At 55.7% G+C, this 23520-nt stretch carries 7 protein-coding genes; 2 read left to right on the forward strand and 5 right to left on the reverse strand.

Features of this window, described 5'->3' with window-relative positions; translation table 11 throughout:
* Positions 1 to 92: 92 nt before the first annotated feature.
* A complete protein-coding gene (locus WCO56_20580; GenBank protein MEI7731982.1) occupies positions 93 to 779 on the reverse strand; it encodes a hypothetical protein in 687 nt (228 codons plus the stop codon).
* Positions 780 to 800: 21 nt separating this feature from the next.
* Positions 801 to 1871 carry a pilus assembly protein PilM gene (pilM, locus tag WCO56_20585; protein ID MEI7731983.1) on the reverse strand — a complete coding sequence of 357 codons (1071 nt, stop codon included), beginning with the start codon at positions 1869 to 1871 and terminating at the stop codon, positions 801 to 803.
* Between the two features lie 281 nt (positions 1872 to 2152).
* Here pilM and obgE point away from each other — a divergent pair, with 281 nt between their 5' ends.
* Positions 2153 to 3346 (forward strand): GTPase ObgE, encoded by a 1194-nt coding sequence (gene obgE / locus WCO56_20590; GenBank protein ID MEI7731984.1) that lies wholly within the window; start codon positions 2153 to 2155, stop codon positions 3344 to 3346.
* 116 nt (positions 3347 to 3462) lie between these two features.
* Complete coding sequence (gene ychF, locus WCO56_20595) at positions 3463 to 4566, forward strand: redox-regulated ATPase YchF (GenBank protein MEI7731985.1); 1104 nt, start codon at positions 3463 to 3465, stop codon at positions 4564 to 4566.
* A 117-nt stretch (positions 4567 to 4683) separates the two neighbouring features.
* Here the strand turns inward: ychF and WCO56_20600 are convergent, their stop codons facing one another.
* From WCO56_20600 to WCO56_20610, 3 genes are read right to left on the reverse strand one after another with little or no spacing between them, the layout of a single operon-like run.
* On the reverse strand, positions 4684 to 15966 hold the full coding sequence (locus WCO56_20600; protein ID MEI7731986.1) for an Ig-like domain-containing protein: 11283 nt from the start codon (positions 15964 to 15966) through the stop codon (positions 4684 to 4686).
* 28 nt (positions 15967 to 15994) lie between these two features.
* Positions 15995 to 16963, reverse strand: coding sequence for a hypothetical protein (locus tag WCO56_20605; protein MEI7731987.1), 969 nt, complete (start codon positions 16961 to 16963; stop codon positions 15995 to 15997).
* Positions 16964 to 16998: 35 nt separating this feature from the next.
* The gene (locus WCO56_20610; GenBank protein MEI7731988.1) at positions 16999 to 23487 is read right to left on the reverse strand and encodes an Ig-like domain-containing protein; all 6489 of its coding nucleotides are present in this window, start codon (positions 23485 to 23487) and stop codon (positions 16999 to 17001) included.
* Positions 23488 to 23520 lie beyond the last annotated feature (33 nt).

Raw genomic sequence — 23520 nt, forward strand, 5'->3', positions numbered from 1 at the left:
AATACCAGAGCGCCACGGTGACGATTACTGTCACCATGACCACCACGGCCAAATGCTGTTGTTTTTCTTTTGAAAGTTTCATCGCGTTAAGATTATCGCGCAAGATCCTCAAACTGGCACTCCAACACAAACATCACAAACGACTTGTTCGGGTCGTTAATATCCACCTTTGGTGGTGACAGCTCCAGCAGGCTGATCCCCTTGGAACGGTCAAGCGCCTTGGCAAAATAGGGAAAAGCGGTCATTGCTTCCAACATTTGTTTGTAATTGGCGTCCTGCACTTTGCCAAAATCCTTGGCGGTAATGGTCAGTTTGTCCTTTTCAATCACACAGGCCGGACGGCCAACGGTAACTACCCCAGTACTGTTGGTGGTTGTTTTGGTCGCCGCCGAGGGTGTGTAGCTTTGATCTGTGACCAAGCGGGTCACTTGGATATTATTGACGTTGGTCATGAGTTGGGAAAACGCGTTAAGGCGTGTGGCCCACAGAATCCTGGTCTGCGCCAACTCTTTGAGGGCCTTAAGCCTTCGCTCCGAGTCAGCGATCTGCCCCTTGTTCGCAACCACTTGGTCAAACTTGGGCTTCAGTCTTTTCCACTCCTGCTCTTTGGCGTCCAGTGCATTTTCCAAATGCATGATGCTGAACTGCAACTGGCCAATATAAGCGCCCACAAGGAAAACCACGATCACCGCACCCCAGATTGCCTTCTTGATTGGGTCTTTGCGGCGCAGTTCCTCCGCCGCCTGCACTTCCGCCAGTAAATTTATGCGAATTGCCATAGTGTCAATCCCGGTTAAAAGCTAAAACGAGCACGCCGCCGCCCCCAACGCAATCGCAAGTTGCGAAGCGGATTGTTCAAGTTCCGCCATCTGTTGGGGTGGCAAGGCCATGTGATAGCAGGTGGTTGGATTCCACCCTTTACACGGCACCATCAGTTCATTCTGCAATGATTGCAAGATAAACTCGGATTTGGCAGGCGCTCCGCTCACGAACACTTGGCCCACCGTCTTGTCATACTGATGCTCAAAAAAGTCGATCGAAGCCCGCAGTTCCCGCCCCAATGGCACCATGAGCGGTTCAAGATTCGATTGCACCTCCGCCGCCATGCCAACCTTGATGCCTTCGGCCTCAGCATAGGTGATCCCCATGGATTCCGCCAATCCCGCAGTCATTTTATCTCCGCCAATGCCAACCACGCGATTCAAGGCCAAATCCCCTTCGGAGATAATGGAAATGGTGGAGTTTTTGAATCCCAAGTCCACCAACGCAAATACTTCACCGCGAAAAATATCGCCTTGCGCCATTTCAAAGGCGTTCACCGGACCGATCAGCCCCGGCACAATTTGATCCGGAATCAGTCCGGCCGCCTTGATTGCCATCTGCAAATCATTCACCAATTGTTGTTTGGCTCCACCGACAAGCACTTTCACTTTGGAACTGCCAACCGGTTTCTTTTCGCCATCCGGCACTCTGTTATCTTTGGTGGGTAACACAAAGCAATCAAAGGCGTGCCCAGGCAATTCTTGCTGGAGAAAGGCTTTAGGGTTGGCCTTAAGCATGAGGCGAAGATCAGCCACCGGTACTGGCGGCATTTCGGCTTGGCGCAAGATGGAATCCGTCACTCCCAAAGCCAGCGTGATCGGTTTGACCCGCGCACCCAAGGCTTGCGTGACCATTTTCAAATGCTCGGTCAACAAGTCTGGCGAGATGCTTTTCTCGTATATTGGCGCATCATGAATGGTGAATCCGGCCAAACTAAACCCCTCACCTCGGCGTTGCAGATACACCGCCTTGGTGGTTCGTCCTCCAAGATCAATCGCCACGATTTGATCCCGCTTTTTGGCCGAACGTGTTAAAAAGGGCAAACCCATGGGGGTATAGGTACCAGAGAAAGAGCAACTTGACAAGTGGCAAAACGCACTTTTTTTAGAGTGCTCCTCCCGGGGGAATTGACTTTGGCATTCCCCCTGTGAACCCAAATCGTTAGCGATCCGATGCGAATGCGGCGCACGAGTGGTTCTCAGCCTGCCTAAAACGCCTACTTTGAACCGCATGAAATCATGTGGCATCCCGATTTTCGTCAGGGATTTTGTTAAAAAAACCTTTCAGTCCGGGCTTTCCTTTATGGATTGTCCTAGTATGATAGCAGCCAATGTTTATTGACGAAGTCAAAGTTTATGCGCGCGCCGGACACGGCGGCAAGGGTTGTGTGGCGTTTCTACGCGAAACCGACCGAGCCAAGGGCGGCCCGAGCGGCGGTAACGGTGGGCACGGGGGAGACGTCATTCTGGAAGCCGATCACGACTTGAACAATTTGATCGCCCAGTATTACAAACCGAGGTTGATCGCCGAATGTGGCGAACCTGGAATGGGCAAAGGCATGGATGGGGCGGGGGGCAAGGACTTAATCATAAAGGTGCCTTGCGGAACAGTGGTCTGGAGGTTGCCAGACCTGCCCGACGAATCTGTGGCGACCGAATCATCCGATGATGAAGCCGATCCCCCAATGTCCACCCTGCGTTCCATCACCGGCACCCGTCCGGTCATCCGACATTCCGGGAGTATGCAGGCGATGGAAATTAACCTATCGGAGGAAGAAGCTCAGGAAAAATCGCCCTTTGAGGTCTCCAAGACAGCCCAAGGCACACTGGTGGCCGATTTGACCCAGCATGGTCAACGATTCACCCTCTGCAAGGGGGGCCGCGGCGGATTGGGTAATCGAAATTTCGCAACGGCGGCACGCCAGGCACCCCGGTTCGCCCAACCCGGCGAACCCGGCACCGAAGGGAATTTCGTTTTTGAACTGCGCATCCTGGCCGAAATTGGCCTGGTCGGTTATCCCAATGCCGGCAAATCCACGCTGTTGACTGCCATCAGCAAGGCGCGGCCCAAGGTTGCACCCTACCCTTTCACCACGCTGCATCCCCAGATTGGCATTGTGGAATATGAGGATTTCCATCGTTTAACGGTGTGCGATGTGCCCGGGTTGATCGAGGGCGCGCATCGCAACGTCGGCTTGGGGCACGCCTTCCTGCGGCACATCCAGCGGTGCAAAGTCCTGGTCATCCTGCTGGATATGTCCGGTATGGACGCCCGTGAGCCCTGGGACGACTACACCAAACTGCTGAAGGAATTGGAACTCTACGATGAAACCATGCTGGAAAAACCCCGGCTGGTGTTGGCCAACAAAATGGACGAGCCAACCGCCGAGGCAAAGTTAAAGCAGTTCAAACGGAAAGTGCGCAAAATCCCGGTTTTACCCATCTCCGCGGCCTTTGGTGAAGGGGTGGAAAAATTCAAACAGACCATTCGCGACGCCGTGGCGGAGCAGGAAAGCCAAGCGTAACGTCTCCCGCGATACATCATGGCGAGGCGACTTTCCATGCGGCAGCCGTTCTGAAGCGCGGAATTTCTTCCATTTCTTTATGGCGCATCCGGAGCCGGGGTGCTTAAAGTAGGCGCATGCTTAAAGCCGGAATAATTGGTTTGCCAAACGTCGGGAAGTCCACGTTATTTAACGCGGTCATTCGCGCGCACAAGGCGGCGGCGGAGAACTACCCGTTTTGCACCATTGAACCCAATCTGGGCGTAGTGGCGGTGCCTGAACCACGCCTGGAACCGTTGGCGAAAATCGCCAAAGTTGCCACCACGATTCCGGCGACCTTCGAGTTTGTGGATATCGCCGGCCTGGTCAAGGGGGCCTCGAAAGGGGAAGGGCTGGGCAACAAATTCCTCAGCCACATTCGCGAAGTGGACGCCCTGGTGCATGTGGTGCGGTGTTTTGAAGACCCGGATATCAGCCACGTCACCGGCAGCGTGGACCCGGTTCGCGACATTGAAATCGTGCTGATGGAATTGATCATTGCGGACCTGGAATCCCTGCGCAAACATCACGAGAAAATTTCCAAGGATGTGAAGCGAATGGACAAGCACGCCCTGGTGGAGGAAGGCATCCTGAAAAGACTTGAAGCGCACCTGAACACCGGCAAGCCGGCCAACACCCTGAATCTTTGCCCGGAGGAACGGGCCATCTCACGCCATTTCTTCCTGCTCTCGGACAAACCCAACCTCTTCGCCGCCAACATCAAGGACGGTGACCTGGCCTCCGCCGACGCCAATCCATACGTGCAACAAGTCCGGGCTTACGCGCAAACACATCACGGCTGTGAAACCGTGGTGCTCTGCGCCCAATTGGAAAGCGACTTGATGGACCTGACGTCCGACGAGGTGAAAGAGTACCTGAAAGAGATGGGCGTTAAAGACGCTGGCAGCGGCGCATTAATCAGAGCGGCCTATCACCTGCTGGGGCTGCGCACCTTTTTCACCTTCAACGAAAAAGAAGTGCGGGCCTGGACCATCCATGCCGGGGACACCGCGCCGAAGGCTGCGGGCGTCATTCACACCGATTTTGAAAAAGGCTTCATCAAAGCCGAAGTGGTGCTGTGCGATCACCTGATCAAAGCCGGTTCCGTGCATCACGCGCGGGAAACCGGCCATTACCGGATTGAAGGCAAGGATTATGTGGTGCGGGATGGGGATGTCATCCTGTTCAGATTCCAGAATTAAGTTCGCAAACGCAGAATGACGTCCGAACGGGTGCTTTCCACATTCGGGCTCATCGCCTCACCTTGTGCAAAAAATGGGCGCGGTTTTTCCAGTCCGCCTTGCCGCCACATTACCAGATTAACGCCAGCGCAAACGATAGAACCCAGCCTGAAAGTCGGCAGGGGTAACCACACCTTGGTAAGCGCCAGAAGTCACCTCATGAATTTCCGCCGGAACCGCCGTCCAATTCCGTAAATCCACGCTGAACTCCAACACAAAAGTCTCCCCGGCGGGCCCCGTCCAGTTGAGCGCAACCCCGGACACCATCGGCGCGGGTGCAAATTGGACGACTTTTGGTGAAGCCGGGGCAGCAACGAAACGGATGCCATCAAAACGGAGGTTGGCGAGTGCAGCCTTGCCAAGCGGTACTGGCGCATTGCCATAGATGGCCCCCCCCTGATTAATGAAGGTACCCGCCTGAATGGTTCCCTGATTGGTCAACACACCACCCGCATTCAAACTCAACGTCCCCTGCACCACCATGGTGGCGGCGGGGTTGTTCAACGATAGAGCGCCGAACACGTTCAGTGATCCACTATTTGTTAATGAGTGATCGCTCGTCAGGCTGCCACTGGGGCGAATGGTCAAGGTGCCCGGGCCAGTCACCTGGCTGGAATCCAGCAGTACCAAGTTAGCGCCCAGCGAAGCGCTTCCCTGCACCCATAACCGATTGGCACTGCGAATCTGCATCAAGCCCGCGCCACGAATTACGGCGTTGTCGAGCAAAACAAACTCACGGGAGAGGGAATTATTAAAAGTGAATGACGCGCCGCTTTCCAATTCCACCACGCCAGCCAGAGTTATGGCGCAATACGTGGCGGCTTGGAACACGGCATTGGTGCGCACCCACAACTTCCCTTGCACCGGGATATTCATGGGGGAGTGCATTTGGGCGGGAGTGAACCCAACTCCCATGGCATCCACCCGAAGCAACCCCGCGTGATACAAACTGCTGCCCACGCCTCCGCCCAGCGCGGTATCCACCGTACCGCTATTCATTTGAATGCCACCGTAGTTCACCACCGGCTTGGTTAAATTAATCCGGGAATAATTGCCAACGGAAATTCTCCCCTGCCGGATTTCCACAGGCATTCCCAAAGATTTATAGGAACTTTGGGTCAGGGTGACATTGGTGTGGTTCAGCACCAAGCCCAGCACCGAAGGATTAACATCCAAACTCACCGAATAGGCGAGGGGCATGGCGGAATCCAGCATCGCCACATTCGTCGCCGCCGGGGCAAAGACAGCAGACCACGGCCCAGTGCTCCAGTTGCCATCGCTACCAATCCAACGGTCGGGCCACAAATTGACGTTATTGGTCACGGTAACGGGGATATTCCAGGTTTCCGCCAATCCATTTTGAGTCACCGCCCGCAACGTGAGAAGGTAACTGCCCGCAGCATCGTGCATCGGATTCACATAAAGCAGGGTCGAGCCAATCCAATTCGTCCCGGTATTGGTGAACTGCATCGTCCCGAGGGAAGCAAAGGTCGGCGGTGGATTGGTGGGATCGAAACCCAACCAGGTGATAGGGCCATTGGTGGTGATGACCTGAACCGACAAATTGGTATTGTCTCCTTCCGTCAGGTTCAGTTGGGGGGGTGCTGAAAAAGCGACGGTGCCAGAGGGCGGCGGAACCGTAATCATCGTGACGGTTTGCAGAGCCGGAATCCCCAGTGAATTATAGGCCGCTACTTGTACCTGGGAGGTTCCCGGCTGGCTATTGCACAACAGCAACTGGCTACTGAAATAGCTTGGCTGATTGGTAAAACCGCTCATGGCGAGCGCATTCAAAATCAAGTTGGTAGGTACGCTGGAATCGCTGAAAAAGAACGCTGGCGCACTAAAGGCACTTAGCACTTTTGGATGTATAACCGCGACCGCCGGCTGATTATTGACTTTGAGACGCCCCAACACCACGGCATCCGGACTCACGGTATCAAACCAGCCCGGATAATAACTCGCGAATGATGAAAAGTTGCCATACGGTCCCTTGGTCAAAGGACTGGCTGCCGGATTGGCAAAAATAACCTGGGAAGCACTGTTGTAATCAAGGCCAGCCACGGTGAAACCAAAGGCGTTGACCAGACTTTCATTGGCCAGATCACTTGGCCCAATACCGCCAAAGAGTTCATTATCCACCAGCAAAATGGCCACCCCACCATGTTCTACAAACAGCCGCAACTCGCTTTGTTCCGCAGCGGTTAACGGCGTAATGGCCGAGGACATTCCCGAAGGACTCGCCAAAAAAATGGCGCTGAGCGATTGGAGGTAATCCCGTGTCAGTGTGCCCGCCGCCATCAGGGAAACCTGCGGAAATGTATTCGTGACGGCATTTCGCAAATCTGCGGTCAATGAACCGTCCTTAAGACTAACATCACCGCCACGCGTCGAATTAAAACCACCGATCACCTGAACTGGCAGGTTAGTAACGCCATTAGGCCAATTCAACACCGTGAAGCCCGTATGATTATCCCCTGGTTGCGGGACAGCCACCACTTGCAAACCACTCAGCAACCCGTTCGTATCCCGAGCGATAACGGTAACACTGGTAGTCTGCCCTTGCACCAAAGTAACGGTGGGAATGACATCCAGACTGGGAGTCGGCCCTGGTGTCAGCGCGATGTTAATTGGTGCCAGCACATAAGATGGCTGATTCGTGCGACAGGCTGCGATGGTAATCACTGCGTTGGTGACATTGTAACTCGATGGCAGTAACACCGAGACATTCGTATCGCCGTCCTTGACATAGACGTCCACCGGAGCGTTGCTGTTGAACTGGAAACGGAAAAACTGCGCTCCCAAGCCAGCCTCATAGCTCACCTTGACCGGAACCTCCAAACCGGCAGTGAACACGGCCGCATTGGTTGGCGAGACGCCAAGAATCGTTGCCGTGGTAAAGGTGTATGCACGGCCTTCCGGAGGAACCGAGTTACCGGCAGCCTGCCAACGATTGCTGGCTGGATCAGCCAGCGAGGCCGCCACCACCGTGGTGAAGGTGACACTTGGCGGCAGCGGCAAACTTAACGGTTGCACCATGAATGTGCCCATGGAACCATAATAGTTGGTAACCAGATAGGGGATCGGTAACCCCGCATTATTGGTAAAGACAAACGGGTTCGTCCCCAGCGAGTTGGTATCCAATTCCTCGCTGAAATTAAACGTGACCGCATCCTGCCAGAGCGACACTTGCTTTGCCCCATCGGATGGAGTGGGCGACCATAGTTGCGGCGGTGTCAGGTCGGGGGTTTTGAACATATAGTTGGTGGAAGTAAAATTCCCCGCGTCGTCTCGAACACTTACATACACGGACAGCCGCATCCCATTGTTCTGCAGCGTCGCAAGCGACAAGGTGAACACGTTGGTGATCGGTTGGTTGGCGCTGTTGGTAAGATTAACAAATTGTGGCGGCACAGGCAGACCACCACCCATCAGCATTAAATGGAGGTTGGAACTATTATCCGAAACCAACACCTTGATCTCCAGCGGCTGTGTTATATCCAAGATTGCATTATAGGCCGGGCTGAGGATTTGCAGCGTCGGCGCGGTGCTATCGCTGACATCCAGATCCAACGTTGAAACGACGGAGGGCAATCCAAGGGCATCGGTCGCCTGCGCCTCGATCCGGAAAGGTATGCCAGCCACCGCATTGGCAGGCATGGTGAAGGTGATATCGTTGGTGTCGCCACTGGGTAGATTAGTGAGCATGGTCGCCACCCCAACGCCGCGAATCATCAGGTTGGTGACCTCCAAATCGTCAGAGGCACTCACGCGCAGGGTGAAATTGGACCCAGATGCCACTGGTCCCGTAATGGCTGAAATCAAGGCCAACTGCGCGCTGGGCGGCTGATTGGAAACCACGGCCACCGCGAGTTCGGCCACTGGACCTTCATTACCCCATTTATCAATCCCAATGGCACGGATCACATTGATGCCCTCCGTCGAGAGTGTCACCCTGACGCGATACGGTGCATTCGTGGCTGTGCCAATCAAATTGAAATCTTTGGTGAACCGCACCCCCGCCCCGTCCTCGGGCACAGCCAATATTGCCTCCACCGTCACCGTGCCACCGGCCACTGGCGAACGGTTACTAGCCAAGCGCAGCGTGGCAATGGTGGGACCAATTGTATCCAACGTGGCAAACGTGGAATTGAACGGCTGGTTGGTAGCAAGGTTGCCGGCCAAATCCATCACGTTGCTGACGGAGAGCGTGTACAACGTGTTGACATCCAAAGCCGCCGTCGGAGTGAAATTCAGTACCAATCCATTAAAACCAACACTGGCGACGCCGGGCACCGGACCATTGGTGCCAAGCAAAGTGCAGACGTAATTCGAGTCACGAATGGGTTCGTTGAACGAAAGGCGCACTACCGCTCTTGGATCAATTTGCACCGAACCATTGGTGGGGTAGATGGATAATAAAACCGGCGGATCATTATCCATGGTGGTGAATTGCGAAATAAATGGGGCCACCAGGATTCTTCCCACCAAGTCGGTTGGCCCTCGCGCCATAACACCACCAAACGCGTCCACCCGGTCCCCATCCAAAACCACGACCTCATAGGAGGTCAGGCTGCGAAGCGGCTGGGATGGAATAATGCGAACCAGGCGTGGCACCCCATTCGACGGGTCAGGTAATAATTGGACGGTGGCCGCCACCGTACCAGCGCTGGAGCGCAAATAGAGACCGCCGGTGTTGATCCGGTTGGTCGCCAAGGCTTCATTGAAGAGTAACTCCACCACATTCGTCACCGGCACACCCACCGTGGTATTGGGAGGCGTCACACTGACCACCCACGGGTCATCCTCATCCATCACCAAGGGGCCGAGATCGAGCACCTGGCCATTGTTGGTAAGCGCGGAAGTCAACCGGAGTAGCCCCCTGAAGACAGTGGAATCTGCGCTCAAATTGAAGGCACCTACGGGAATGGTGCGAACCACGAACGAACCATCCGCCGAAGTGGTCACCACCGACTGGCCGGGCAAACCGCTATGGGAGTTGAAGGTCAGCAACACATCCTGCTGCGCAACGGCATTGGAACCATCCGCATGCATCACCCGCCCCATCACCGTGCCACTGGCGGTCAATACGAGTTGCACCGAGTCCACCTGCGCATTGGAGACAATGGCACCGTTGTAGGTTGCGCCAAGCGCAAGCTGTTCCACCGTCAGCAGATAAGGTCCCACGGCCACATTGCTGAATGAGAAATACCCGCTCGCGCTGGCAATGGCGGTATCTGCGCTGCCAATTGCCAGTGCTGGCAACGTGGTTAACTTGACCGTGGCAAAGGCGGCAGGCGTCAGACCATCATTCTGCACTACCTGGCCGGCCACCACACCGACGCCTCGCAGCGTCAGGGTAAAATCCGGGGCCGCCCCAAGGGCGTTCAAGCTTACGTTCGTTTGTGCCATACTACGCGATTCACTCCATGCCCGCGAGGCAGCGAGAAGCCCATAGGAGCCCAGCGGCAAATCGGCAAACGAAACGCGTCCATCAGTTCCAGTATCAGCAAAATAGTTACCCCCTCCGTTCGACAGATTGACGGTGACATTACTTGCCGGGGTTATACCATCTGGACGATAAACGGTGCCAGCCAGAGTTGCCAAAGCTTGCAACGGCACATCAATCTGATACAGTGCTGTGTTATCCGGCAACACCCCGCTGCGGCTTCCTTTTAATTTGGTCACCGAATCCATGGCGGAAATGTCAAAACGGCCAGCCGGAGTACCTGGAAAACTGAACGCCCCATCCTGCCCGGTGGTGACCGTGCGACTTGGAGTAAAGCCATCCTGAACCCATAGCGACACCTGGGCATTAGGCACGGTACCTGTGCCGTAGCTATTAATAATGGTGCCTCGAACTTCACCGCGAAATTGTTCAACCAGCGTCACTATTTTTATTTCACTATCGGTACTCAGAGTGAATTGCAACACCGCTCCAACCCCGGAAACCGGGTCTTGTCCCCGCAACTGGTAGGTGCCCAAAGGAATCCCGGCCACTTCAAACCGCCCAGTACCATCAGTGGCGGCAAAACCGAGATCACCCACTGAAAGTTGCGCATAGGCAATGGGGGTGGTCAGGTCGCGTTTTACAAACTGACCGCGCACCGTTGCCGTAGGCGTAAGATATACCGTCGCGTTGGTCGTCTGTCCCAAGGGCACATTAATGCCCAAGCGTCCCTGAATCGTGGTCGGGCCGCTGACCAGTGTCGCCTTGATCGAATAGTAGCCTTGAAAAATATTGGACAAAACCAACACCCCGTTGGTGTCGGTGGTGCCGAAATAGTGATCGCCCGGATATGAGCCTTGGGTAACATCCACGCTGGCATTGGTTGCCGGTTGTCGGCTTCCTTGCAGCACGGTGACCAGCAGATTGCCACGATCCAGCAACTTTACGGACAGGTAGTTCGTGATGCCGGGTGACAGGATAATATACCCATCGCCACGCCGCCCGGTTGCAGGATCGTCCGCTTCGACGTGATAAGTAATGGCCTCATTTGGTATGCCGCCGGGCTGACTGGCTTTCAAGGCTGGCAGCGCCATTTGGGTATCGAAAAATCCATTGGTATCCGTGCGAATGATGTAATCGCTCCCGAAACTGATTTTCACATTCACATCCGCATCGGCATGGGTGCCATCAGGGTTGAGCACCACGCCAGCCAAGCGCCCATTGATTTCGCGTGTAGGTGGGAATCGCAGGATATTATTCGTTGAGTTTGGTTCCACCGAACTGGTCTGTCCATTGGTGGTCAAAACCACCGGATAAAACGGCGTGGCAACCTGCAATCCCCAAGGTCCGACCAACGCCTGGTTGGGAAATTCAAAAGTTCCCAATGCCGGATCACTATTGCGCTCCCCGCGAATCACCGTACTGGGCATGCCATTAGCCAGGGGACCAATGCCCGTTAACCGAACCCGTGCGCCAATGGGTACCCCCTGGCCATTAAGCACCGTCCCACTAATGGTTCCGGAGCGCAGTGCGCGAATATCTGCCTGAACAGTTTGCCCATCGAAATTAATGCTGGCGGTGGAAAATCCCCACCCAACCGGGCTGAACCGATCCGCTTCACCATTCAAATAAGGATCGGTGGCGCCTGTGAAAATTCCAAAAGCGTCGCCAATGGCCGCCATGATTTCCTCCTCACTGCCGCCGTTTTTCAACTTATCCATGATGCCAGAGACATCCGTTTCAGCCACCGGTGGAGATGGAGCACTAACCGTATAGTTCCCCAATCCCATGTTCTCAAACTTGTAAAATCCCCGATTGTCCGCATTCACCCATAAAAAGCCACCATCCACCGGCAGTGATACTTTGGTGTTAGGGATGGGATTTCCACCGGTATCCAATACCCGGCCTACAATCTGACCCGCCGCCCGCAAGCGTATCACCACAAAATTATCCAGGCCAGCCACGACATTGACTGCCGCGCTACCCAAGCGCGGAAAATCAATAGGCGGCACCGCATTGGTATTGCGTTCCACCCCGGCGCTAATGGAACGCATCCCCGTAGGCACACCAGTCAAGGTGAACCGACCGGCACCATCCGTCCGTACCAGCACCTCCCCACCACCCACCACCGCGTTGGACACCGCTACTCCGGTACTGCTTTCCACCCGGCCAATCACCCGCGCGGTACTCTGAAGGGCAACGGTAACCTGCACCAGTGTATCCGGTGTGGTAGACACATCATGGCGTTCCCCACGCCGCCGGCCATCCAACGAGAGCGCGACGATATCATGCAATCCGGCGGGAAAATTGGTGGCACTCCAATAACCATCATTATCAGCCTTTACCATCGCCACCACATTGCCAAAACCACGATCACCATAGCGGCCAATCATCACCGTCGCCCTTGGATGGGGAGTGACGTTGTCCGCCTCCACCACACGTCCCCTGGCGGCAGCGAATTGAATCACATTCGTACTCAGGGTCACCACCAGATTAGTGGTTTGTCCCGCTATTTGCAGCAGACCCACCACCGTTCGTTGCTGGCCGGAAGGTGCCATTGCCTGAAGGGAAAAATTACCCAGCGGAACCCCATAAAAGGCAAAGCGGCCTTCGTCATCGCTGAAAACCCCACGCCCCAACTCACGCGAATCAGGATCCGGGAACAGATTCATCGCCACTTGGGAAACCGGCGTGGCTCCATCCGCCGCCAGCACCTGTCCGACCACCGTGCCACGACCACGGAACCGCAAAGCGACCGGAACTTCGGTGCCTTGCCGCGGCGAGCCTTGCAAAACCATGTCGCGTAACAGGGCGCGATCCAATCCCTCCGCTTTGGCAATCGCTTCCGGCATGGCACCTGCGGCAAATGCGCCCAACAGGGTGTTTTGATAGGCGGGAGAACTCGCCAGATCTAATAATTTACTGCGGGTAATACCGTCGGCCGTGGCGGCTTGCATGACGAGATCCGACGCCTCGGTGGTCAACCCGGAAGTGTCAGTCGCCGCAATGGTGTACGGGATGTTCGCCAAAACGAAATCCACATCAAACAAACCGTTGGCATCCGTGTTCATCTGGCAAACCCGAACCGGATATGGGCTGCAGCCTCCAAAGGGATCAGCGAGTCCATCAATCATGGTCAGGGTTACCGGTATGCCCGCCGCAATCGAACCGTCCGCACGAACCACACGCCCGCGCAACGCCACCCCTTCGGCCAAGGTGGCCCGCACCGGGAGCGTAGCCACTGGCAAGGTATTACCACGTATATCCGTGATTCCACTCAAAGACATGGAACGTGCGCGCAACGTGCCCACCGGCAGCCGCATATTCAATAACGCCACACGTCCACCAGGCTGAATTTGGACCGAGTTTGCGGTGTTTCCATTGTCCAATTGGTACGCCGACGGACTATTAATCCCTTCCTGGCTCATGGGTTTGGAGAACAACACCGCCAGCACCGTGCCGTAATTGGCCGCAGGCGCATCAATGCAGCGAAAATTCTCCGGCGGTCGGCCCACGGATACAGTAGCATCCTGTACCACCCCCAGAAATTGTGGGGGCGATTCAGTGACCGTAGTAGTTACTGCCGTCAGCAACCCATCCACTTGGCCATCGCCGTTGGTATCCATTTGCAAAGTGCCGGTGGAATTGGTGACCGCGAACCAGCAAGTGAACCCGGCGGCAACATCCGTCAGGGACCATTGAAATTGACGGCCCGTCCCGTTCGTATTCAACAGCCACACACCCAAGGTGGCTTGCGCTGCACCATTGGTAAAGCACCATTGAAATGCCGTTTCATTGGTGGCTGGCCCAACTAAAACCATGCCGCGCGCTCCTCCGTAACCTGCCGCCATCGGTACATCGCTTCGGGAAACATTGGCAGCGGAACCGCCTGCCAGCAGAGTGAACGTCGCATTCGTCACATTGACCGCTCCAAAATGCCAGGCTTCGCCACGGCCAGCCAAGTCGGCACCACGCTCCGCCAAACGTGCCGTGGCATCCAAGGCATCCGCCAACTCCATGGCATGTATCACCGCTTGGCGAAACTCACGCCCGGCATCCGTTTCCCGTAAGATTTGATCAAAGCCGTCGTTAGCATTACGCCCCCCCTGCCAATCCATCCAAATATCCGCCAGTACACGATTAGTCGTATCACCATATTGCAAACGCTGCCCTGCCTCAGCGAGTTCCAAGACCCGCCGGGTAATTAACCCGCGTGAGACGGCCTTGACACCCGGCGGCAACGTCGGCGCAGTGGCAATACTCAACGCCTGGCCCAACATGCGATTGGCCGCATAGACCAAATCCTGCGGCAGACTTTTCACATAATCCGGCATTCCAATCGTGTCGGGAGACAACGCCACCCCGCGCTCATCAATGCCCATGCGCAGGCGGAAACGCCCCGTAACCGCATCATCACCCGTGGTCAGGTTGGAAAAGGACACCGCCCCAGTGCGTTGCGCCCGAATGCGAAACCGCGCTGTGGCGGTTTGCCCCGGCAAAATGGTCCCCAATTGGACGGTGCTATCACTTTCCAACACCCCGCCACTGATACTGCCAGCGGCCAGCGTGACGCTCACCATATTGGCGGCAGCAAGCGACGTATTCAACAGGGTCACATAAGCATCATACGGTTCCCCTGCCCTGACCGTCCTAGGATGTGAGAACGCTATGGAAAAGGTCGCGTTACGCACCAGCACCGAGCCGGCGGCACTACCCTTGATCTTGACGACGCCGGAGGCCAGCCCGTAGAGATCAGCGGTGAGATTTACATTCATCACATGCAAGCCTTCCTGCAAGCCTTCCACCAGAAATTCGGCCTGCCCAGACTCACCGGGCTGCAACCGGGTAATATCATCCGCCGTACCGAACAGCCCATCCGGGCCAGGACGCACTACCGCTTGAGTGCTTTGAATAATCTGACCGGAACCGACTCGCGCGAACCTTAGCGGATCATCCCCGGGCTGATTGTAGTTGGTGCTGGCGATCTGATCCGGACCAGGCGGTAGAATCATTTGTGCCTGAACATTATTCACACTCAACCCGGAATCAGCAGGTGCGGCATTTTCCGTAAAAATCTGCACGCTGAAAAATTGATGTAAAAAACCGATTTTTCCAGGGATCACCATCAGGGCCGGAATCGGAGGGATTTTCAGCCGAAGATCAATCTCTCCCTCATCCACCCGTTGGAAATTAATCCCTTGAATATCAATATTAAGTTGGGCACCTTGCAATTCTGGCGGCAATTCCACTGAGGCGGCAATGTCTTGGTTGATCATCTGGGCCTGGGCCAGTTTGGCATCAATTTCGGCTTGCGGAATGATCTCGGTGGATTCCTTAAATGAAGGGGCCACCACGGGAAACTTCACCGGAATGGTTTTGCCATCCAGCACAAAGCCAACTTCAAATTCCACTGCGCGAAAATTCTGTTCATCTATGGCAATGCCCTTTTCCTGAATTTCCGCATACGTCAAAGGCCGGGAAGTCACCCGGGAAATCAGCACTTCATCGAACACCCGGACCGGTACGCTGCTGGGGACGCCTTCCAGCCGGATTGCCCCAGTGGCCGAATCCACCAGCCGGATGTTATCCAATTGGTAGTCGCCCGCCAAATTCAGAGGCGGCAGCATCAACGTGGCATTGGGTGCCCCCACCAAACGGCGTGCCTCAAAGGCGGGACCACGCAACGTGGCTTCCACGTAAGCCCCAGTCGCCAGACTGTTGGAGCCCGAGCCACCTCCAGTCACCTCGGCCAAAATGGAGCCCGCCACACCTTTCGGCACGGATAACATGGCGGGGGACACCTTCAACTGGTTGCCCACAATCCGGTACTGCACGGTGGTTAAAGGCGCGGCACCGTGGGCCAACCCCACCGATACGCATAGCCACAATAATGACAAAAGACGTGCGCTCATAACACCCCGAGCATGGTTAAAGGTTTATTCATTCCACAATGATCCAACTGCCAGCCACTTTGGAAACGTAAATGGGAATCTTCAACCGATAGCCGGTGGCATGACCGGTAATCGGCGGCAGGTTTTGAATATGAACACGCACCAGATTGGCCGTGTCGTAACTTTTGAATTCAAGCTTGGTGGTATCCAGCGGGTCCCAGGCAAAATCGCCGCTGACTAAGTCCGTATAAAAATTGCGCAGTTTGGTCTCCTCATCCGCCACGGCAGTGCCGTTAGCGGCGGCCACCCGCAAAATTTTCGCATGCAACAGCGTCATCATCGTCGTGTAATCACGCGCCACCAAGGCGGTCTGAACGGATGACACCAACGTGGTGATGGACGTAATATCCGCCGGAGTCAGCGCTACGGACACCCCCGCCCATGGCAGATTGGTGCCCGGAGCGTTGGACAGCGTCATAGGCAAAATAATGGTATTCGGATCGCCATTGGTAAGATAGCGGTATTCAAACCGACTGGCGGATGAATCCACCTGGTGCAAGGACGACACCCCGTTCAATTTGCCGCGCACAAAATACTGCAAATTGGAACCGCAAAAGACGTCCGTGTTTTCCGTAACGATGCCCGACACCCATTCCGCTGTGCGACTCATCTCAAAAAAACGGGTGCGTCCGCCCCCATTCGTGTCGCCGTATTCAAGGCGCAACCGGGCGAGGAGCGACTGTCCGACCAGTTGGTTGGTGTCATCGGTGAACCGGAACTGAAAGTTATTGCTGCCGCGCACCAGAAATGGGTCCAGGATGGCGGTAGAACTCATGCTGTTGGTCCCGGATAATTCCTGCCAGGGGAAACCGTTCACCATGACATCCAGCCGTTGGGTCTGCGACACCAGGAAGAACCAATAGTAATTGCTCTGGCCGTAAACGGCGGCGGCGGAAAATAACAGCCCCACGAAAGCCAGACCGGTTTTCATCCAAGCTTGTTTGATCTTCATTGTCATGCTGCGTAACATAAATTTCCTCTCTCCTGAACCATTTACGGCGTAATACCTTGATAGGCTTTGAGAACTAAATGATCCTTTTGATAAATTGTTGAACCTGAAAGGATGGGGATTTCATGTTCATATTCCAGCCAGCCACCCAAGGCTTTGATGGTAATTTTGCCATTCAAGCCGGGGGACGCGACCTGGACATTGTTCAAGCCCAAATCATCCGGTCCCGGAGCCAATTCGCCGCTCCCGGATAATTTCGATTCCCCGTAAACCGCTGCTTCAAACGCCGCACCCGCCACCGCCTCAACCCCCGCCGCCAAGCCCCCTTCCACCTCGACCGCAACGGTTCCACTGAATTGTCCGCACTCATTGCGGGATACCGTCCCGCGCGCTTTCAACTTGGCAAAGGCTTCAACATAAACCCGAGCGATGAGATAGCGGGTCAGCGGAGGCGGGAAAACAAACCCATAGCCGACCTTCATTTTCACACCCAATAACGGATCGAACTGGGAATTCAAATCAAAAGCCAGACTGACCGTGTTGGCAGTCGGGCATTCCTTCCATTGATGGGCAAAGGTCAACATTCCTGACGGTCCAACCAATTCCGGCGGATCAATCTGGATCGGCGAGGCGCGGAGCGCCGCCACCGCCACCGTCATTGCCACTTGGGCCTCGTGGATTTTATCAAGGAAATCAGTCCCCATGACTTTTATTTCCCGCTTGATATCAGGGTACACAACCACACTTGCCCTTTGGCCCGCTGCTCCAGCGCTGGCATAATGGGTGGTGGGAAGACTGAGCGGCAGATACCACTGGGAAGACGAAGCGGCAGCACCGGGAACATTGTAATATACCGCGCGTCCCCGTTTGGCTTGACCACCGTCCAGCAGCCAATCAGGCCACGCGGCTGGCGGAGTGTAATTGGCCGGATCGTGCAATACTTGGAAACACGTTTCCTGCGGGGCCAAAGCCACAATTTCCAAATAGTTGGTGCCTTGGCGGACAATGGTGTTGGTGCCGTCATTTTTAAATTCGGTGACCACAATGCCGCTCGGTTGAAAGTTAGCGGGATCAGGCTGCGGCGAGGCGGCAAACAAGTCTCTCCCCCCCTCACATACGGCCGCAAAACCGGTTTCATCCGCCACAAACGAGCGCACAGAACTGCCCACTCCGCGCACTATCGCAACCACCGCTGGGTAGATGCCGTTCTGCGGCGATAACAGGAACCGGGTCGGATCAATGAGGATCATGTCACGCGTCCCTGCCAGTAATACCCATCCAGTAGGCGTCACGGTCGCTGAACGTGGCGCGCCACTATCGGAAGGAACGGGAATATTCACCAGATTGGATGGATTTAAGGCATCTGTGATCTCCACCACGCTGAGCATACCCGCGGTACCGCCAGAGACCAAGGCCAGGTTGGCATAACGCGAACCGCCGCCATCCTGCTGCAACAAAACTCCAAACAGAGTCGTCATACGATCCGGCTGATTGGAGAATGCCAAAAAACCCTGGGATGGATCCAACGGTGTTCCGTTGACCGCCAAAGTATGATACCCCGAGCCGGAGTTTGCATCTGCCCCATGCGTCACACCGATAAACCGTCCGTTTAGTCCCATGCCAAAATCGGTGATATGCTGCACCGAATTTTCACCCAGCGTAAATTGCCCCACCAAAGCCGCCTCGGCGACCGTCGCTGGACGCCCACTCATGCGCCGCGGCAATGGCATGATGTCTCCGGTATCCACGTAATCCCCATTCCCATTTTTATCCAACCCCTCTCGTCCATCCACCGGTTGATTGGCCAGCGTGGGCAATCGGTATGCGTACAACAGCAATTGCAGGTCAATCACCCCCACTGAGTCGGCACCGGGCTCGAATTCAAGATACCCCAGCCGGACACCACTCCGCGCTAATTTAACCACCGCCGCAGAAGGTGATTTGGTCAAGTAGGTGGCCACGTAAATAGATGGTTTCGTCGGGTCGGAGACGTTCACGATGGCCAGCCATTGCCCCGTGTCACCCACCAAACCTCCGGCTACTGCTACGAAGTCTGCAGTCGTCTTCGTCATCTGCTCGTTATAGAACGAATAGCGCGGAATATAGACCAGATCGCGCGGGTAACTCGGTAATTGCAAGCGACTCAGGTACGTGCAGGTGTCATTGGTGCGCCGGTAAACCACCAACCAGCCGGTATCCCCCGTGGGACCTTTGCGATCCAGGGCAAAGAGATAATTCGTATCACCGGCCACGCCGCCGCCATTGTTCATGGAAGTCAGACTGCGCGTGCCAAGTTTGCGGGTATGAAATGAGATATTGTAAGTTTCAAAGGTGTACTTGGTTTCCGGTTCTTGATCAAACGGGTTTCCGAGCAAATCGGTGATGCCATTACCGCAGACCATCGAGTAATCCGTATCTTCCGCCAGATTCGGAAACCAAAGTGAGAGTTCTGTCTGATTGCTGTTGAACCGCCCGTTGGGCACGCCGGCATCCGGCGAAAGCGTGATAGAATTGACAAGATCAGCGAGCACACGGTCATGCACCGGCTTGTCAAACCGAATGACAATAGGAGAATGCGGATTGAAATCCACCACGCCATGAGGCGGATCAGAATTTAGCACATACGGGCCATTCGTGGCCACCGAGGCCCCGGGCACGGGTTGCCCTGCCACCCCTACCAGCAACCGGTATCGGGCAAAATTGGCATTTCCACTGGGATCAATGGCATTCACCGCCAGCGTGACGGTAGCCGCCGCGCGTGCGCGGATCGAATACTGCTGGGAAATCGAAAGGCCGGTCACTTGTTCATTGGTTTTGATCAGGGTGACATCGTTTGTGCTGGGATTTCCACCGGCGACCAAAGGCGTCTCTTGGTCAACCGTCACCGTCAGCGTTGGCACATCACGATTATCCGTGGCAAAAGCGGTAAAGGTAATCTCCTGCCCCACCCCCGGCAGATTGGGTTGGTGCGACATGCGCAACACTGGCGGCACCAAGTCCGGCTGGGCTGCTACTTGGCCGCCCCGTTCAAAATAGACCGTGCCGCCCGCTCGATAAACCATGGTTCCCGCAAGCGTCGCCACCCCATTCGCAAGCTGACCAGGGAAAAAAGCGCTGCGTGAGCGCAAGGCAAAACTGTCGTTGGCAATCCATGCGCCATTAATGATAAATGCAAAAAAACCACTCTCATCCGTCACCGCAGTCAACGCTCCCGCTGGCACCCGGCCCAATCCCCCAGTATTGCCAGTACCCGGCGGCACGCCAAACACCGTCGCACTGCGCAACGCCCGACGGGTGGTCTGGTCAAAGGCACCGGATGCCAGACGCTCGGCGGAATACACATACCCCTCCACGGAGATCGTGATGTTTGCATACTTGACAATCGTTGCGGTAATCGCCGTCCCTACACTTGCATAGTCATTGAGCCCTTTTGAACCTGGCTTTTTCCCACTGACTGGGGCCGGTGCCGGCAGTGGTTGCGGCCCCGCTGGGTCCACCGGTTTACCCACCAACCCCTGGTTGCGCAGCCCAGGATACGGCGGAGAGGCGGTCACTAATTTGCCATTGCTGTAATGCATGTGATCCACCATCTGGTACACCACCACGCCATCCACCACCCGTGGAATGGCCAACGCATAGCTGAAATCATCCGGTGAACCATTGACTGGCACGCCTAAATTTTCCTCCGAAATGGTCAGACCCACCTTGGTGGCCGTTTGCAGCGAATCGCCCTCAGAGCGGAAACGGAATCCCGCCAGCAAAGTACCATTGGTAGGCAGTGTGTTTTGCAACAACGTAAGTAATTCCACCATGGGTACTCCATCCAAAGAGAATTTCGTTTTTCCGGGAATGGCGCCTGGCTCAACGATTACTTGCACCGGCATGCCATCGCTCTGCGCTTCCAAGATACCACCGCCGTTATACAATCCCACACTGCCATCCCGGTACAGTTGGCGGCTGGCCGGAATGGTGTTGCGGGTCCCGTTTTGATTGACGATCACCGCACTTAAGTAATCATCCACCGTCGCCTGAAGAAAGTTATCAAAACTACCGTCGGGTTTGGAGAGAACCGTGGCCGTTTGTCCACTGGTTTCATTCACCAGGATCACTGGCGCGTTGGGTTCAGCTATCCCGGCGCCACCAACGATTCGAGTCAGACCATTGGTCGGTTCATAGCAAATTACTTGTGCGACGCGATTCAACGTATCACTGGCAGTGGTGAAAGCAAAGGTATTGGGTCCGACCAACGGTAATCCGCCAGCATCGGCGATGCTTTTGGCAAGTTGGATGGTGTAACGAGTGCTTGCCGCCAATTGGCTTGTCGGCAACAACGTGACCATGGTGTTCCTCAAATTAAGCGTCACACTGGCTGCCTGCGGCTGGCCGTTGGTGTCCACAAGCTGAATACCATTGCCCACCAGTGTGCCCGGATTGATGGGTTTGCTGAAGTGGACGACAATGGGAGTTACCCGTGAAACCGCCTGAGCTTCTGCAGCAGGGGTCACCTCAACCACCCGTGGGCCGGTCGGCACTGACCCCAGGTCCACCTGCACACCCAGCAGGTTGGTCACCACCACATTGGTCCATCCGTTATTGCCGTTAATCAGATCAGTAATCGCGATCTCCACTGCTCCAGTCGGTGCGATCAATTGGTAGGAGCCATCCGCCGCCGAAAACGTCAACCATGGCAGTCCGGTAATTCGCATTAACTGCCCCGACACCGCTTGACCAGAGCTATTGCGAGCCGTTCCAGAAATCAAACCTTGCGGGCCACTAACTTTGGCCAACACGTATTGTCCCGCCCCTGTGATACCCGGTAATTTTCCGCCGACCGCCGGTTCCAAGCTGCTCAATTTTCCCGTCGCATCACTTTGCAACCGTTCCACGGGTTCCAAACCGTAAACGCCACTGTGTCCAATGACCCGGGCCGCGACAAAATAGCTGTTGGTGGAAAGGGAATCGCCCTGCACCAGCAACCGCCGCGCCGGCGCCACACCAGCCACACTTAAATCAAATGCGCGCTCAATGCTCACCCCGGTGGTGGCCAGTCCGGCAAAATCGAGCTGATCCAAATCGCGAACTTGGGCCGCTTGGATACCGGAAATATCGCCCGCATTGGCGGTAACCCGGGTGATCGCACCCGCCTGTCCGCCATTGGTATCCAACACCCCGCCGGCAAATGGAGTGGGCGGAAGAATATCCACCGTGATGGTCGCTTGCTCCAGTTCTTCCGCGCCAAACAGCAACACCGGGCGCAGGGGAAAGGCGGCATGAAGAGTGGCCAATGTGGCATCCCCCGGACGCTGGTAACCCACAATAAAGCTTTCATAATGCGGCAACACCCGTAGCGAACCGTCACGCAATTGGTAGCGTTCCCCCACTTCACAGCGTAACAACAAGCCGCTGGGTAGAGTGCCGCTGGGATTGGTCACCACCACCTCGGCCCGCGCCGTCACCAGCTCGGGTATCAGGCTGGCAAGACTGACCGCTGGCACGACTTGGCCGCCCGCTTTGAGGGTGGTTGTATCCGGCAAGCTGGCGGTACTGGCGACCAGTGTTTGACCGGTTTTCGGCAGCGGCGGTGCGCCCGCTCCGCCATCACCCACGACCACTGCATAGGCCCCGCCATCCAGACAGTGCATCACCAAAATGTTTGTCCCGGTACCTGGCACAATGTCCACAACCTGCCATTGCAGAGCGGCTTCTTGCCACCGCACCAGGGCCACGGTCTCAGTAGGTTCCGTTTTCGCCCAAGTAAGCAGCGATACCGTCCCCACCTGGCTGGGAGTCACCGATGCATGGCTTGTCGAATCCTCCAATTCAAACCAGAACGCCTGCAACGGGCTCCACCCCAGCGGCAACATGGCCGGAAGGGTTTGCCCGGTTAACGGGGTCAAGGCAGCCGTTACTCCATTCGCAAAGCTACCCGGACTAAATTGAATGTACACACCGGCAGCATCATTGGACGCCAGACAAACTGCGCCCGAAGTGAACGCGAACCGGTTGGTATCCCGGGGAGTTAATCGCGGATTGGGCAACGTCCGGACCATTCCGTTGGTCAGCACCTGCTGCCGCCATACCGGGAGATAATCATCCGCGAGGAACTTCCAGGAATGCATCCCTTGAGCCTGCCCCAGCGTCACCACACCAAAGACTGGGTCCGTGCGATTGGTAAGGATGGCTTGCGGTCCGCTCTCCACCACCGTCACCCCAGCCAACGGCTGCCCGGCCACATTCAAGCTGCGGGTTAATCCCAACGCATACGTAGTTTCCACCGGATTGACATACATGCGGGTGACCAACCGGGGCGACATGTTTGCGGTATAACCGAAGGACAAGGTTCGCGGCGTGGTCTGCGTTCCCGGCGATAGCACGGCATTAGTCATCCGGCTGGATAAATCAAGGAAGGGCTTCGGCGGGATGTCATCATCGTTGCCATCCGCATTCAATAGTCCCGTGGTTCCCTGAAAATCACTCACCAGAAGTACCAGCGGCGCGAAAATCGGGTTGGTCCCGGTATTGACCAGCGCCACGTCAACGTTCCATACGTTCTGGGCGCGATTGTA

Source organism: Verrucomicrobiota bacterium (assembly GCA_037139415.1).
Taxonomy (GTDB): domain Bacteria; phylum Verrucomicrobiota; class Verrucomicrobiia; order Limisphaerales; family Fontisphaeraceae; genus JBAXGN01.

Excerpts from the sequence above, each read along its gene's own strand:
- obgE (MEI7731984.1), top strand. The coding sequence starts at position 2,153 with ATGTTTATTGACGAAGTCAAAGTTTATGCGCGCGCCGGACACGGCGGC.
- ychF (MEI7731985.1), top strand. The coding sequence starts at position 3,463 with ATGCTTAAAGCCGGAATAATTGGTTTGCCAAACGTCGGGAAGTCCACG.
- pilM (MEI7731983.1), bottom strand. The coding sequence starts at position 1,871 with ATGGGTTTGCCCTTTTTAACACGTTCGGCCAAAAAGCGGGATCAAATC.
- WCO56_20580 (MEI7731982.1), bottom strand. The coding sequence starts at position 779 with ATGGCAATTCGCATAAATTTACTGGCGGAAGTGCAGGCGGCGGAGGAA.
- WCO56_20600 (MEI7731986.1), bottom strand. The coding sequence starts at position 15,966 with ATGAGCGCACGTCTTTTGTCATTATTGTGGCTATGCGTATCGGTGGGG.
- WCO56_20605 (MEI7731987.1), bottom strand. The coding sequence starts at position 16,963 with ATGACAATGAAGATCAAACAAGCTTGGATGAAAACCGGTCTGGCTTTC.